The organism is Algibacter aquimarinus (assembly GCF_039543265.1).
In the GTDB taxonomy this organism is placed as follows: domain Bacteria; phylum Bacteroidota; class Bacteroidia; order Flavobacteriales; family Flavobacteriaceae; genus Algibacter_B; species Algibacter_B aquimarinus.
Genome location: NZ_BAABJK010000004.1, coordinates 132,388 through 148,340, shown reverse-complemented (window position 1 = coordinate 148,340; position 15,953 = coordinate 132,388). Strand labels below are relative to the sequence as shown.

Below are 15,953 nucleotides of genomic sequence, written 5' to 3'. Positions count from 1 at the left end.
AAACGTTTTTTTTTAATTGAGTTAGTCACAATGTATTTTAGAAACAGTATTTGTTTTCTTTTGTTACTTTATCAGCAATAATATGTCGCAATTCAATAATGTTGGGCATGTTCACATATTTTAAATAACGTTTTAAACCCATTAACATCATCCGTTGCTCATCTCCAGTTGAAAATGAAATAATAGAGTGTTTTCCTGCTGTTTCAATAACATCAATAGCATGAAATAAATTTAGCTTAGCCATAGCTATTTGTTCTTTAGCTTTTTCTTCACCATCTTTTTTAGCCATTTTTTCAGCACGTAAAATAGCTGATTCTGCCATATAAATCTGAATTAAGATATCTGAGGAGGCCAACATTAACTGTTGATGCTTTTCTATTTCTTCTCCATATTTTTGCAATGCAGCACCAGCAACCATTAAAAATAATTTTTTAAGGTTTTTAATAATGCTTTTTTCTTCAGAAAATAACTCAGAGAAATCTGGAGTATCAAATGAAGGTATTCCTGTTAGCTCATTAGCCACAGCAGTAGCTGGTCCTAATAAATCTACATGACCTTTCATAGCTTTTTTAATAAGCATACCTATACTTAACATTCTGTTAATTTCATTTGTGCCTTCATAAATTCTTGCTATTCGAGCGTCTCTCCAAGCCGATTCTATAGGAGTTTCTTCAGAAAATCCCATACCACCAAAAATTTGAATGCCTTCATCAGTACAATTTTGTGTATGCTCTGAAACTGCTACTTTTAGGATTGAACATTCTATTGCATATTCTTCAACACCTTTTAATTCTGCTTCTTGATGAGTGTCTTTACCATTATTTTGGCGAATTGCAATACGGTCTTCTATATTTTTTGCTGCTCTATAACTTGCTGCTTCACCAACCCAACAGTTAGTTGCCATTTCAGCAATTTTTTGACGAATAGCACCAAAACTAGAAATAGGCGTTTTAAATTGAATGCGTTCGTTAGCATATTTTATAGACTCTGTAATAGTACGACGTTGGGCGTCCAAACAAGCTGCTGCTAATTTAATACGGCCAACATTTAATGCATTCATAGCAATTTTAAATCCGTTGCCTCTAGTTGAAAGCATATTTTCAACAGGAACTACAGTGTCGCTAAAAAATACTTGACGTGTTGAAGAAGCTCTAATTCCTAGTTTATGTTCTTCTTCACCCATAGTGATTCCATTAGGGTTTTCAGGATCATATTCAACAATAAAACCAGTAATGTTTTTATCATCTTCAATGCGAGCAAAAACAATCATTAAACTACAGAAACCAGCATTTGATATCCACATTTTCTGGCCTGTTATACTATAAGTTTTTCCATCGTCAGATAAAACGGCTTTGGTTTTTCCAGAATTAGCATCACTACCAGCACTGGGTTCAGTTAAACAATACGAGCCAAACCATTCGCCAGTAGCTAATTTTGGAACATATTTTTTCTTCTGTTCTTCATTTCCGTATAGTGTAATTGGCATAGTACCAATACCTGTATGTGCACCAAAAGCAGTACTGAAAGAACCTGTTGCTCCAGATATATAATCGCAAACTAGCATGGTTGAAACAAAACTCATTCCCATCCCACCATATTCTTCTGGCACTGAAACTCCTAAAAAACCCATTTCTCCAGCTTGTCGCATACAAGATTCTGTTAAGGCGTAATCTTTAGCTTCAAAGCGCGCTTTGTTTGGCCAAATTTCTCGGTCAACAAATTCGGTAACAGCTTCTTTCATCATTAGCTGTTCTTCATTAAAATCTTCGGGTGTAAAAATGTCTTCACATTTTGTTTCCTTCACTAGGAACTGACCACCACGTAAAATATCTTTTTCTGTTGCTTCCATTTTTATTCTTTTCTTTTGTTGTCTTTTTAATTTAAAAATTCGAAAATGCCACAGGCACCTTGTCCGGTTCCCACACACATAGTAACGGCTCCATATTTTCCTTTCATAGTACGTTTTCGCATCTCATCAAATAATTGAACAGATAATTTTGCTCCTGTACACCCAAGTGGATGCCCTAATGCAATAGCACCACCGTTAACATTAATAATATCTGGGTTTAAATTTAGTTCTCTAATAACTGCTAAAGATTGCGATGCAAAGGCTTCGTTTAATTCTATGAGTTCTAAATCATTTTGTTTTAAGCCAGCTTGCTTTAGTGCTTTTGGAATAGCTTTAACTGGCCCTATACCCATAATACGAGGTTCTACACCAGCAGCTGCATAATTAACTAAACGTGCCACAGGCTCTAGATTTAACTCTTTAACCATTTCTTCACTCATTACCATAACAAATGCTGCACCATCACTCATTTGTGATGAATTTCCAGCAGTAACACTTCCACCAGCCGCAAAAACTGGTCTTAATTTACCTAAAACTTCTTTACTTGTTCCAGCACGAGGCCCTTCATCTTTTGTTACGGTGTAAGACTTTGTTGCTTTTTTTCCGTTTGAGTCAATGTAAATTTGCTCTACATCTATAGGGACAATCTGATCTTGAAAACGATTTTCAGCTTGTGCTTTTAAAGCTTTCATATGAGAGTTGTATGCAAATTCGTCTTGATCTTCTCGAGATACTTTAAATTGGTTGGCAACTGCTTCAGCGGTATTTCCCATGCCCCAATAATAGTCTTCATGTCCAGCCTTTACAGTGTCATAATTTAACTCTGGTTTAAAACCTGTCATTGGTACTGCACTCATGCTTTCTGCACCACCAGCAATAATACAATCAGCCATACCCGCCTGAATTTTTGCTGTTGCAATACCTATGGTTTCAATACCTGAAGAACAAAAGCGATTTACAGTTACACCAGGAACATCAATACTATTTAATCCAATTAATGATATGAAACGTGCCATATTTAAACCTTGAGATCCTTCTGGCATTGCATTACCAACAATAACATCATCAATCCTAGAAACATCAAGATTTGGTAGTTCTTTCATCATGTATTGGATGGTTTCAGCACCCAATTCATCAGCTCTTTTAAAACGAAATACGCCTTTTGGTGCTTTACCAACAGCTGTTCTGTATGCTTTTACTATATATGCTTGTTTCATTTTTTTTAGTTTCTTAAAGGTTTACCTGTTTTTAGCATGTGCTGGATACGTTCTAAAGTTTTACGTTCTGTACATAAACTTAAAAATGCTTCGCGCTCCAAATCCAATAAATATTGTTCGCTTACTAAAGTTGGTTCAGATAAATCACCACCAGCCATAACGTAAGCTAATTTGTTAGCGATTTTTTGATCGTGTTCACTTATGTAATGACTAGCATTCATAGCATCCGTACCGACTAAAAACATACCTAAAGCTTGTTTTCCAAGAACTTTAACATCAGTTCTTTTAACGGGTTGCGTGTAACCAGCATCTGCCATTAATTTTGCATGTGCCTTTGCGGTTGCTATTTGTCTGTCTTTATTAACAACTATGACATCTTTTCCTTTTTGGAGTAAACCTAAATCGAATGCTTCATAACCAGAGGTTGAAACTTTAGCCATACCAACTGTTAAGAAGTATTCTTGTAGTACATTTAATTCTACATCACCCTTTCTAAATGTGTCTGAAGCTCTTAATGCCATTTCTTTTGATCCAGCTCCTCCGGGTATTACACCTACACCAAATTCAACTAACCCCATGTAAGTTTCTGCTGCTGCAACTACTTTGTCTGCATGCATGGAAAGCTCGCATGCACCACCAAGAGACATGCCATGTGGTGCGGAAATTGTTGGAATCGATGAATAACGCATACGCATCATAGTGTCTTGGAAATACTTAATGGCTCCGTTTAGTTCATCATATTCTTGCTCGACAGCCATCATGAAAATCATTCCTATATTAGCGCCAACAGAGAAGTTAGCTCCTTGATTTCCAATAACTAGTCCATCAAAATCTTTTTCAGCCAAATCAATAGCTTTGTTTATTCCTGCCAAAACATCACCACCAATAGTGTTCATTTTAGATTGGAATTCACAATTTAAAATACCATCGCCTAAATCCTCAATAACAACTCCAGAGTTTTTAAATACTTCGTTTGATTTTCTGATGTTATCTAGAATAATAAAGGCATCCTGACCAGGTATTTTTTCTTGTGTTTTCTTGGGAATATCGTATGCATAAGTTGCACCATTATTAATTGTATAGAATGATGAACTACCAGATGCTAACATATCATTTACCCATGAGTTAGGCTCTAAATTTTCAGCTTTCATGAGTTCAATACCTTTTTCAACACCAATGGCATCCCATATTTGGAAAGGACCATGTTCCCAACCAAAACCAGCTTTCATGGCATCATCAATTTTATAAAGGTCATCAGTTATTTCTGGAATTCTATTAGATACATAGGCAAACAAAGCGGCAAAACTTTTTCTATAAAATTCACCTGCCTTATCTTTTCCGTTAGTTAATATTTTAAAACGATCTACAACCTTATCAACCTGTTTAGTCAATTCTAAAGTTGCAAATTTTGCGCTTTTTTTTGAGCGATATTCTAATGAGTTTAAGTCTAGAGAAAGTATTTGTTTTTTACCTTCAGTTGTTACAGTTTTTTTGTAAAATCCTTGTCCAGTTTTACTTCCTAGCCATTTGTTTTCCATCATAGTATTGATGAAATCGGGTAGTTTAAATAACTCTAGTTGTTCGTCATCTTTACAATTTTCTGCAATGCCGTTAGCAACATGTACCAAAGTATCTAAACCAACTACATCAACTGTTCTAAAGGTTGCAGATTTTGGTCGGCCAATTACCGGACCTGTTAATTTATCAACTTCTTCAATGGTTAAATCCATATCTTTTACGGTATGAAACAAACTCATGATACTGAAAATACCAATTCTGTTTCCAATAAATGCTGGAGTGTCTTTTGCGACTACTGAGGTTTTACCAAGAAATTGCTCGCCATAGCCATTTAAAAATTCTAAAACTGAATTACTTGTTTTTGGACCAGGAATTATTTCAAATAACTTTAAATAACGTGCAGGGTTAAAGAAATGAGTTCCGCAGAAATGTTTTTGAAAGTCTTCACTTCTCCCTTCACTCATAAATTTAATTGGAATTCCAGAAGTGTTACTAGTAATTAAAGTTCCCGGTGTTCTGTGCTTTTCTAATTTTTCAAAAACTTGTTGTTTTATGTCTAGACGTTCTACAACTACTTCCATAATCCAATCAACGTCTTTTACTTTTGTAATGTCATCTTCCAAATTACCAGTAGTAATTCTATTTGCAAATTTTTGATGATAAATAGGAGATGGTTTTGATTTTAAAGACGTAGTAAGGGCGTCATTAACTAACCTATTTCTAACTACTTTATCGTCTAAAGTAAGCCCCTTAGCCTTTTCTTTGTCATTCAGTTCTCTAGGTAAAATGTCTAATAATAAAACATCAACACCAATATTAGCAAAATGACAAGCTATACCGCTCCCCATTATTCCTGAACCAATAATGGCCACTTTTTTAATTCTTCGTTTGCTCATTTTATTTTAAAATGCTTTCGTTTTGATTGTATATTTTTTTGTTTAAAACCATATCATTTATAATTTTCGCAACTTCATAAAAATGATTTATTTTTTCTGCTGAGATATTATTCTTAATGGTTTCATTAAATATTAAAACTTTTTCTTTCGAATAATCTCTTTTTTCACGACCAAACTCTGTTAATTTTATAATAACACCTCGGCCATCATCAGGATTTGGATGACGCTCAATTAAACCCCTTTTTTCCATAGTCTTTAATATTCTTGAAAGACTAGTAGCTTCCATGCCCATTTTTGGACCTAAAGCTGTTGATGGAGTTCCATTCTCTGGATCAATACTTAAAAGTGTAAAACCTGTGGCCATAGTGCTTTCGAACTTTGAGGCTTCCTCATTATACATTTTTTGGACTGTTAACCATGTTGTCCTTAATATATAATCTATAGTTTTTTCTTTCATTCTATTTATGGTTGGTGTTGTCAAATATAATAAAATTTATTATGCATGCATAATAAATTAATAAAAAAACACCTCCATATAAGAGGTGTAATAAAAGTATTTATTTTAAAATTATCCTAATTTACCATTTACTAGACCTATCACACCACCTATAATGGCTGTCATTACTAATGATATGCCAACATCTAATGCAGCAAGTTGCATTGTAGCATCTGGTCCCATAGCTAAATTGAAGAAATTATAGTAAATCCCTACGAATAACCCAATAATTACTCCAGCTTTTACGCCTGTGGCAAAAGTAGAAATTTGCGCCCATTGTGTATATATATAGGACACAAATAGCCCAAATGTTAGGCATCCTAAAAATATAAACAACATAGTTTCTGAGCTTTCTTCTGGCTGTGGAAATGTGTCTAAAAATATAATTCCGTAAAATAGCCAACCCAAAAGAAAGTCTACTATTCCGCCAACAATTCCAGCAATTAAAAAATTCTTTGTTTTCATTTTTTTTAATGGTTTATTGATTAGTTGTCAATAAAAGTATTAAAAAAATACGAATTACTTACATAAATACTTAAAAATCATTAATTTGATAATTTCTTGTAAGGCAAATTTTATGATTTTGTTGGAACTTAATTTCTATAAATTTTTTCAATAAGGTTAGAGTAGATTTCTTTTATTACTTTACGACGCATTTTCATAGTAGGTGTTAAATGTCCTGCGTCGATAGACCAGATGTCTGGTGTAATTTCAAACATTTTTATTTGTTCCCATTTGCCAAAGTTTGAATTAGCATCGTCAATTTCTTCTTGTATACGTTCTATTAAATTAGAGTTTGTAATGATCTTTTCATTGGATTGGTAATCTATATCATGGCGTTTTGCCCACTCCTTTACAAATTCAAAATTAAGTTGAACCAATGCAGCAGGCATTTTTTCACCTTCTCCAATAACCATTATTTGTTCTATGAATCGAGATTGTTTAAATTGATTTTCTAACAATGCTGGTGCAACATATTTACCGCCTGAGGTTTTAAACATTTCCTTTTTACGATCTGTAATTTTTAAAAATCCATCTGAGTCAATTTCGCCAATGTCTCCTGTATGAAAATAATTATCAGTCATAACTTCAGCAGTCTTTTCAGGGTCTTTATAATAACCCATCATAACATTAGGTCCTTTACAAAGGATTTCTCCATCTTCGGCAATTTTTATTTCAACATTATCAATTATCCTTCCAACGGTTCCAACTTTAAAACCACCATTTCTCATATCGTTAACAGAGATAACAGGTGATGTTTCGGTTAAACCATAGCCTTCCATTATGGGCAAACCTGCAGCTGCAAAAACTCTAGTTAGCCTTTGTTGTAAAGCAGCGCTTCCAGATACCATAAGCTCTAAATTACCACCCAAACCTTCTTGCCATTTACTAAAAATAAGTTTTCTAGCTAATTTTAATTGCGTTTCATACCACCATCCATTTTTTCCGTATGGTTCAAACTTTAAACCTAAATTAACTGCCCAAAAGAAAAGTAATTTTTTAATACCGCTCAAATCTGCTCCTTTAGCTATTATTTTGTCATATACTTTTTCATATAGTCTTGGAACTGCTGTCATAACAGTTGGCTTAACCTCTTTAAGGTTATCGCTCATTTTTTCAATAGACTCAGCAAAATATATTTCAACACCACAATATTGGTATAGATATAAAATCATGCGTTCAAAAACGTGGCAAACTGGAAGGAAGCTAAGTGCTTTAGATTTTCCTTTGCTAAATGGTACACGTTTTTCGCTATCTAAAACATTGGAAACCAAATTGCTATGCGATAACATAACACCTTTTGGTTTTCCTGTTGTTCCGGAAGTATAAATAAGAGTTGCTAAATCTTCTTCTTTAACACTGGTTTTTCTAGATTCAACTTCATTTTGGTTACTGTCATCTTCACCAAGTTTTAAAATAGCTTTCCAATTATTTTCTCCAGAAATATCATCAAAAGTATATATGCCTTTAAGTTTTGTATTTTCTTTAATAGCATTTAATTTTTCTAAAACTTCTTTATCTGATACGAAACAGTATATAGATTCTGAATGATTTAAAATATACTCGTAATCTTCAGCACAAATTGTTGGGTAAATAGGTACATTTTGAGCACCAGTTTGTAAAACGCCAATATCTAAAATATTCCATTCCGTTCTATTGGTGGATGAAATAACTGCAATTTTATCATTTGGTTTTACCCCAAGTCTCAATAAACCTCTACTAACAGCATTGATTTTTTCTACATATTCTTTAGAAGAAATAGATTGCCATTCACCATTATATTTTGTTGTAAAAGCTTTTTCTAAATTGAATTTTTCTAATTGATAATAGGGAAAATCAAAAAGTCTAGTAATCTTATTCATAGGTTTTTTTTATAGCAGTGATGCAAAATATGAAAATAAAAAGGATTTTCAAATACATTAAATAATTAGAAAATTAAAAAATAGATTTTTTGTGTATTTTGAAATTATCATTTTTTTCTTATTTAACTAATAAAAACGCAAATACTAAATAGGTTTTTTAGGTTTTTGATAAAATAAGACGAATATTTTGTCAAGTATTAAAATCTCTAATTTTCAATGGTTTACTGATAAATGTCATAATTCTTTACTGGGGTAGTATTTAAATTTGAATAGTCAAAATAGATACAATTTTTACAAAATATTAAATATATAGAGATGGAAGTAAAAGAATTTAAACCCGGAATTTGGATTGATGAGATTAACGTTAAAGATTTTGTTTACAAAAGCGTTACACCTTATTATGGAACAGATGAATTTTTAGTAGGACCAAGTGCAAAAACAAAGCGTCTATGGGACATCTGTAAAGATGCCACAAAAGAAGAACGTCAAAATAATGGTGTTCGTGCTTTAGATACTGAAACTATTTCAACAGTTAGTGCATTTAATGCTGGATATATAGACAAGGAAAATGAGGTAATTGTTGGATTACAAACAGATGAATTGTTAAAACGTACTATGAAACCTTTTGGTGGTTTTAAAGTGGTACAAAAAGCTTTAGCAGAACAAGGTGTTAAGCCAAATGATAACCTTACAGAATTATTTTCCAAATATGTGAAAACACATAACGATGGTGTGTTTGCAGCATACAATGACGAGATTAAAAAATTCCGTTCGTTAGGATTTTTAACTGGTTTACCTGATAACTATGCTAGAGGTAGAGTTATAGGAGATTACCGTCGTGTGGCATTGTATGGTATTGATGCTTTAATTGAAGCAAAGAAAAAAGATTTGGCAAATATCACGGGACCTATGACGGATGCTGTGATTCGTCTTCGTGAGGAAGTTTCAGATCAAATTAAGGCGCTTGAAGAAATGATTGTTTTAGGTGCTAAATATGATTTAGAACTAAATCGTCCTGCAGAAACCGCTAGAGAAGCTGTACAATGGACTTATATGGCATATTTAGCTGCTGTTAAGGAGCAAGATGGTGCTGCAATGTCTCTTGGTAATGTGTCTACATTCCTTGATATATACATTGAAAACGATTTACAAGAAGGTTTAATTACTGAAGAAGAAGCTCAAGAATTTATAGACCAATTCGTGATGAAATTGCGTATGGTACGTCATTTAAGAATGAGTGCTTATGATGAGATTTTTGCTGGAGATCCAACATGGGTTACAGAAGCTATTGGTGGTATGTTTGATGATGGAAGAACAAAAGTAACAAAAACGTCTTTCCGTTTCTTAAACACATTATACAACTTAGGGCCTTCACCAGAGCCTAATATGACTATTCTTTGGTCTGAAAAACTACCACAAAACTTTAAAGATTATTGTTCTAAAGTTGCAATTGACACTTCTTCAATTCAGTTTGAAAACGATGAAATGATGAGAACAAATCGAGGTTCTGATGATTATGGTATTGCGTGTTGTGTGTCTTACCAAGCTTTAGGAAAGTCAATTCAATTCTTTGGAGCACGTACCAACTTAGCTAAAACACTATTATTAGCAATTAATGGTGGTAAATGTGAAATTACAGGAACGCAAATGGTGGAAGGTATTGAACCATGTGACTGTGAGTATTTAGATTTTGATAAAGTTATGGCTAATTTTAAAATTGCCATGAAAGAAGTTGCAAGAGTTTATAATGATTCCATGAACATTATTCACTACATGCACGATAAATACTATTACGAAAAAGCACAAATGGCTTTAATTGATACCAATCCAGAAATTAATATTGCTTATGGTATTGCTGGATTATCAATTGTTGCAGATTCACTTTCGGCTATTAAATATGCGAAGGTAAAACCAATTAGAAATGAGGAAGGTTTAACCGTCGATTTTAAAATTGAAGGCGAGTTCCCATGCTATGGTAATGATGACGATAGAGTTGATGTTTTAGCTGCGAAAGCTGTTGCCGATTTTAATGATGAATTGAAAAAATTACCTGTTTATAAAAATGCAGAACCAACGATGTCTGTATTAACTATAACATCAAATGTGGTTTACGGTAAGAAAACTGGAGCTACACCTGATGGTAGAGCAAAAGGTATTCCATTTGCACCAGGTGCAAACCCAATGCATGGTAGAGATTCTCATGGTGCTATTGCTTCATTAAACTCTGTTGCAAAAATAGATTATAAAGATTCACAAGATGGGATTTCAAATACATTCTCAATTGTTCCAAAATCATTAGGAACTAACGAAGAAGAAAGAATTGAAAATCTTGCATGTATTTTAGATGGTTATTTTTCTAAAAATGCACAACACGTTAATGTGAATGTTTTAGATAAAGAAACCTTACTTGACGCGATGGAGCATCCAGAAGAATATCCACAGTTAACCATTAGGGTTTCTGGATACGCAGTAAACTTCGTAAGATTAACTAGGGAACAACAAATGGAAGTGATTACCAGATCGTTCCACGAATCAATCTAAACTAAACTCTATTTATATTTTGTAAGCATCTGAGAAATGAAGCGTATAAGCTTCTTTTTTCAGATGCTAATTTTAAAACCTAAAGTCATCCAACACAAAGACAACATATTACGAGTTCATTCAATAGAATCATTTGGCACTCATGACGGACCGGGAGTAAGAATGGTAGTGTTTTTACAAGGTTGTAAACTAAAATGTTTGTATTGTCATAACCCAGATACTATAGATACTCATGGCGGTAAGGAATACCAAATTGAGGAATTGGTGCAAATGGCCATAAAAGAGAAACCTTATTTCGGAAAAAGAGGGGGTGTTACTGTTTCAGGCGGCGAACCTTTGTTACAATCCAAAGAACTGGTTCCATTTTTCAAAAGATTAAAAGAAGAAGGTATTCATACTAATATTGATACAAACGGTAGACTTCTTAATCATTTCACAGAAGAATTACTAGATAAATATGCGGATTTAGTAATGCTGGATATTAAGCATATGACTGAGGAAGGTTATGAATACATCACAGGTCAGAAAAACAAGGAGACCACTTTCAATTTCGCAAAACACAGAGAAGCTTCTGGAAAAAAAATGTGGTTACGGTATGTGTTGATTCCAGAAATAACAAATAAACCAGAGTTATTACATCAAATGGGGGTGTATTTTAAAGATTACAAAACCATTGAGAAAATTGAAATTCAGCCCTATCATAAGTTAGGCGTTCATAAATGGGATGCTTTGGGTTGGGATTATCCCTTAAAGGATGCAAGAGAAAATACTCCAAAAGAAATTGATGCTGCAGTAGAGATATTGCAACAGTATTTCAAAGAAGTTAGAATAAATTAATGAGTAAGCAGAAAGCAAAACTCTAACAATTAGTATTATGAAAACACAAAAACTAAAAAACCGTTGGTTAATAGCTGCTTCAGCGGTAGGAATACATATTTCAATAGGATCGGTATATGCGTATTCAGTAATGACCAACCCTGTAAAAGACATATTTGATGTTGATGGCAGCGTCATAAAATGGGCATTTAAAATTGCTATTTTATTATTAGGTTTATCTGCAGCATTTTTAGGAAGATGGGTAGAAAAAGTTGGTCCAAAAGTTAGTGGTACAACAGCAGGTATATTTTACGGTATTGGTATTTTAGGTTCTGGATTAGCAGTACAACTAGAAGCCTTATGGTTATTCTACTTATGCTACGGTGTTATTGGTGGTATTGGTTTAGGATTAGGTTACATTACCCCAGTAAGTACATTAGTAAAATGGTTTCCAGATAGAAGAGGGTTAGCTACAGGAATGGCGATTATGGGCTTTGGTTTTGCAGCGTTAATTTTTGGTCCTGTAATGCAATCACTTTTTGATGCTGTAGGTGTTTCAAATGCATTTTACATTTTAGGATTGATTTACATGGTATTGATTTTATCTTCTGCAAGGTATATTGAAAGACCACCAGAAGGTTATTTGCCAGATGGTTTTAAACCAGGAGAAGGTAAAACAATCAAAAAAGATATGGCAAATATTACGGCTAATGAAGCCTTAAAAACATCACGTTTCTACTATATCTGGATTATGATGTTTATCAACATCGCCTGTGGTATTGCTATTATTTCTGCAGCAAGCCCAATGATGCAAGAAAAGCTAAACTACACACCAATGGAGGCAGCAGCTATAGTTGGTTTAATAGGCGTGTTTAATGGATTGGGTAGAATCATGTGGTCTACCTTATCTGATTATCTGGGGCGAGCAAACACCTATATCATTTTCTTTGCATTTCAGATTTTAGCATTTTACTTTTTACCACAGATATCAATGGAATTAGCATTTTTAATTGTGCTTTTTACGGTAATCACTATGTACGGTGGAGGATTTGCAACATTACCAGCTTTTTTAGGCGATTTATTTGGCACAAAACAATTAGGAGCTATTCACGGTATGGTATTAGCGGCTTGGGGATTAGCTGGTGTTATTGGACCAACTATTTACGATATGGTTAAAAATGCAACAGGTTCACTCGACACTACACTCAAAGTATTCGCGATATTATTCATTGTTGCTTTTATGGTGTCTTTGTTAATGAAAAGAACCGTAATGAAATCCTATAAAAAAAGTGAAAAAAAAATTGACAAAAAATTGAAGTTTGCTTAAACTTTAATAGTTGATTTGATTAAAAAGCACTTCTGAAAACGGAAGTGCTTTTTTTTAGTAAAAATAAGGCTTAACATGATTTTTGTCATGATATTTTTTATTCATAATAGCTACTTTTATTTCACTTTTTAAGCAAATAAAAAATTAAAACAAATATTATGGAAATACTAGAAAATGTTAAGGCTCGGGTTTTCAAGTTTGGTAACAAAACTGCCGATGGAAATAGTACAATGAAAAACCTTTTAGGAGGGAAAGGAGCGAATTTAGCAGAAATGAGTTCAATTGGAATTCCTGTACCACCTGGGTTTACAATTACGACTGAAGTTTGTACCGAATATAATTTATTAGGACAAGGCGCTGTTGTAGAAATGATTAATGAAGATATTGAAGACTGTATAGCTAATATTGAGTCTCAAATGGGTACTATTTTTGGGGATAAAGATAATCCGCTATTAGTTTCAGTACGTTCTGGAGCTAGAGTTTCTATGCCAGGAATGATGGATACTGTTCTTAATTTGGGTATGAATGATGAGGTTGTATTAGGTTTAGCTAAAAAAACGAATAATGAGCAATTTGCTTGGGATTCTTACCGTCGTTTTATTCAAATGTATGGTGGTGTAGTACTTGGAATGAAACCTGCTTCAAAGGATGATATTGATCCTTTTGAGGAAATTATGGAACATCTTAAAGAAAAGCGAGGTATTGAATTAGATACTGAGTTTACAGTTCAAGATTTAAAAGATTTGGTTTACGATTTTAAAGATGCTGTAAAGAAACGAACAGGTCAAGATTTTCCAACAAATCCATGGAATCAGCTTTGGGGCGCAATTATAGCTGTATTTAATAGTTGGAACGGTGATAGAGCAATTTATTATAGAAACATGAATGGCTACCCAGCAGACTGGGGAACAGCAGTAAATGTTCAAGCTATGGTTTATGGTAATATGGGCGATAATTCTGGAACAGGAGTTTGTTTTACTCGAGATGCTGGAACAGGAGAAAATGTGTTTAATGGCGAGTATTTAATAAATGCACAAGGTGAAGATGTAGTTGCTGGTGTTAGAACGCCACAGCAAATCACAAAATTAGGTTCACAACGTTGGGCAGAATTAGCAAAAGTAGAAGAAACGGATAGAGCCAAAAATTATCCTTCGCTTGAAGAATTGATGCCTTCAATCTTTAAAGAGCTTAATTCGTATCAAGATATTCTTGAAAAACACTATCGCGATATGCAAGATATGGAGTTTACAATTCAAGATGGAAAACTATGGATTCTACAAACCAGAAATGGAAAACGAACAGGTGCTGCCATGGTAAAAATTGCTATGGATTTATTAAAAGAAGGTATGATTAATGAAAAAGAGGCTATACTATTAGTAGAGCCAAATAAACTAGATGAATTATTGCATCCAGTTTTTGATCCAAGTGCACTTAAAAAGGCTAATGTAATAGCTCAAGGATTACCAGCATCTCCTGGCGCCGCAACAGGTAAAATTGTGTTTTTTGCTGATGAAGCAAATAAGTATAAAAACAGTATTTTAGTGCGTATTGAAACATCTCCAGAAGATTTAGAGGGAATGAATATTGCTAAAGGTATTTTAACGGCAAGAGGCGGAATGACCTCGCATGCTGCTGTAGTAGCACGTGGTATGGGTAAATGTTGTATTTCTGGTGCTGGAGCTCTAAAAATTAATTATAAGAAAAGAACTTTAACCGTTGGAGATCATATTTATCATGAAGGCGATTGGATTTCATTAAACGGCTCTACAGGGAATATCATTGAAGGAAAAGTAGCTACTATCGAACCTGAGTTGAGTGGCGAATTTGCTGAAATTATGAAGTTGTCTGATAAGTATTCAAAAATGAAAGTGCGTACAAATGCAGATAGTCCTAAAGATGCAAAAGTAGCACGTGGTTTTGGCGCACAAGGTATTGGATTAACAAGAACAGAACACATGTTCTTTGAATTGGACCGAATTAAAGCAATGCGCGAAATGATTTTGGCAGATACCGTTAAAGGAAGAAAACAGGCACTTGAAGATTTATTACCTATGCAACGTGACGACTTTGAGGGCATTTTTGAAGCTATGGAAGGTCATGCTGTAACTATTCGGTTACTTGACCCGCCACTACATGAGTTTGTTCCTCATCAATTAGCTACCCAAAAAGATTTGGCAGATGAAATGCATATTTCTCTACAAGCCGTTAAAAATAAAGTAGCCGAATTGGAAGAGTTTAACCCCATGTTAGGACATAGAGGTTGTAGATTAGGAAATACTTATCCAGAGATTACCGAAATGCAAACACGTGCTATTATTGAAGCAGCATTAAATTTAAAAGAAAGGGGTGTAATTTGTAAACCAGAAATTATGGTACCATTAATTGGTACAGTTAAGGAGTTTGAAGCTCAAGATGCCATTATTAGAACTACAGCAAACACTATTTTTGAAGAACGTAATGATAAGGTTGAATACTTAGTAGGAACCATGATTGAAATTCCAAGAGCGGCACTTATGGCAGATTTAATAGCTGAAAAAGCCGACTTCTTCTCCTTTGGAACAAACGATTTAACACAAATGGCATTTGGTTATTCTAGAGACGATGCTGGTAAATTCTTGCCTATATATATCGAAAAAGGAATTCTAAAAAATGATCCTTTCGAAATTTTAGATCAAGAAGGTGTAGGGCAATTAGTGAAAATTGGAACTGAACGTGGTAGAAGTACAAAACCAAATTTAAAGGTTGGTATTTGTGGAGAGCATGGTGGCGAACCTAGTTCTATAGAGTTCTGTTACAATACAGGGATGGATTATGTAAGTTGTTCACCTTATCGTGTGCCTATTGCAAGACTAGTTTCTGCTCAGGCTGCTATTAAGGCAAGTTTGTAATTCCCTTTATCTATTCTATTATAAAGCCCGAAGTAAATTATT

Annotated in this window: 10 protein-coding genes; 4 read left to right on the top strand and 6 right to left on the bottom strand. The window is 33.9% G+C overall.

Going from position 1 to position 15,953, the window contains the following annotated elements:
• Positions 1 to 37: 37 nt before the first annotated feature.
• From ABD939_RS03455 to ABD939_RS03430, 6 genes are all read right to left on the bottom strand, one after another.
• Positions 38 to 1,849, bottom strand: a complete 1,812-nt coding sequence (locus ABD939_RS03455) for an acyl-CoA dehydrogenase family protein (protein ID WP_345164562.1) — start codon at positions 1,847 to 1,849, stop codon at positions 38 to 40.
• A 26-nt stretch (positions 1,850 to 1,875) separates the two neighbouring features.
• The gene (locus ABD939_RS03450) at positions 1,876 to 3,066 is read right to left on the bottom strand and encodes an acetyl-CoA C-acyltransferase (RefSeq protein ID WP_345164560.1); all 1,191 of its coding nucleotides are present in this window, start codon (positions 3,064 to 3,066) and stop codon (positions 1,876 to 1,878) included.
• Positions 3,067 to 3,071: 5 nt separating this feature from the next.
• Positions 3,072 to 5,480: a 3-hydroxyacyl-CoA dehydrogenase/enoyl-CoA hydratase family protein gene (locus ABD939_RS03445; RefSeq protein ID WP_345164559.1), complete on the bottom strand. Its 2,409-nt coding sequence runs from the start codon at positions 5,478 to 5,480 to the stop codon at positions 3,072 to 3,074.
• 1 nt (position 5,481) lies between these two features.
• Positions 5,482 to 5,937: a MarR family winged helix-turn-helix transcriptional regulator gene (locus tag ABD939_RS03440; RefSeq protein ID WP_345164556.1), complete on the bottom strand. Its 456-nt coding sequence runs from the start codon at positions 5,935 to 5,937 to the stop codon at positions 5,482 to 5,484.
• A gap of 111 nt (positions 5,938 to 6,048) precedes the next feature.
• The gene (locus ABD939_RS03435; protein ID WP_345164554.1) at positions 6,049 to 6,441 is read right to left on the bottom strand and encodes a hypothetical protein; all 393 of its coding nucleotides are present in this window, start codon (positions 6,439 to 6,441) and stop codon (positions 6,049 to 6,051) included.
• Between the two features lie 128 nt (positions 6,442 to 6,569).
• Positions 6,570 to 8,339: an AMP-dependent synthetase/ligase gene (locus tag ABD939_RS03430; protein ID WP_345164552.1), complete on the bottom strand. Its 1,770-nt coding sequence runs from the start codon at positions 8,337 to 8,339 to the stop codon at positions 6,570 to 6,572.
• A 315-nt stretch (positions 8,340 to 8,654) separates the two neighbouring features.
• On the opposite strand from ABD939_RS03430, the gene pflB reads away from it, so the two are divergent.
• From pflB to ppdK, 4 genes are all read left to right on the top strand, one after another.
• Positions 8,655 to 10,880 carry a formate C-acetyltransferase gene (pflB, locus tag ABD939_RS03425; protein ID WP_345164550.1) on the top strand — a complete coding sequence of 742 codons (2,226 nt, stop codon included), beginning with the start codon at positions 8,655 to 8,657 and terminating at the stop codon, positions 10,878 to 10,880.
• Positions 10,881 to 10,916: 36 nt separating this feature from the next.
• Positions 10,917 to 11,717: a pyruvate formate-lyase-activating protein gene (pflA, locus tag ABD939_RS03420; RefSeq protein ID WP_345164548.1), complete on the top strand. Its 801-nt coding sequence runs from the start codon at positions 10,917 to 10,919 to the stop codon at positions 11,715 to 11,717.
• A 37-nt stretch (positions 11,718 to 11,754) separates the two neighbouring features.
• On the top strand, positions 11,755 to 13,023 hold the full coding sequence (locus ABD939_RS03415) for an L-lactate MFS transporter (RefSeq protein WP_345164546.1): 1,269 nt from the start codon (positions 11,755 to 11,757) through the stop codon (positions 13,021 to 13,023).
• 158 nt (positions 13,024 to 13,181) lie between these two features.
• The gene (gene ppdK / locus ABD939_RS03410) at positions 13,182 to 15,911 is read left to right on the top strand and encodes a pyruvate, phosphate dikinase (RefSeq protein WP_345164543.1); all 2,730 of its coding nucleotides are present in this window, start codon (positions 13,182 to 13,184) and stop codon (positions 15,909 to 15,911) included.
• Positions 15,912 to 15,953 lie beyond the last annotated feature (42 nt).